Source organism: Shewanella hafniensis, from assembly GCF_019655335.1.
GTDB classification, from domain to species: Bacteria; Pseudomonadota; Gammaproteobacteria; order Enterobacterales; family Shewanellaceae; genus Shewanella; species Shewanella hafniensis.
The window spans coordinates 1-222 of sequence record NZ_BPFD01000298.1; the positions used below are offsets into that span (position 1 = coordinate 1).

Annotated in this window: 1 rRNA gene; it reads right to left on the reverse strand. The window is 52.7% G+C overall.

Annotated elements, in window-relative coordinates:
• A 23S ribosomal RNA gene (locus tag K5Q99_RS22350) occupies positions 1 to 222 on the reverse strand; the annotation flags it as partial.

The following is a 222-nucleotide window of genomic DNA, read 5'->3' on the forward strand; positions in this document are numbered from 1 at the left end:
TACCCGACCACCTGTGTCGGTTTGGGGTACGATTCCCGCTAACCTGAAGCTTAGAAGATTTTCCTGGAAGCATGGCATCAACTACTTCAGTCCCGTAGGACCTCGTCATCAGCTCTCAGTGTGTACATCAAAGTACGTGTTCCCGGATTTGCCTAAGAACACCACCTACCACCTTAAACGCGGACTACCAACGCCGCGCTAGCCTAGCCTTCTCCGTCTCTC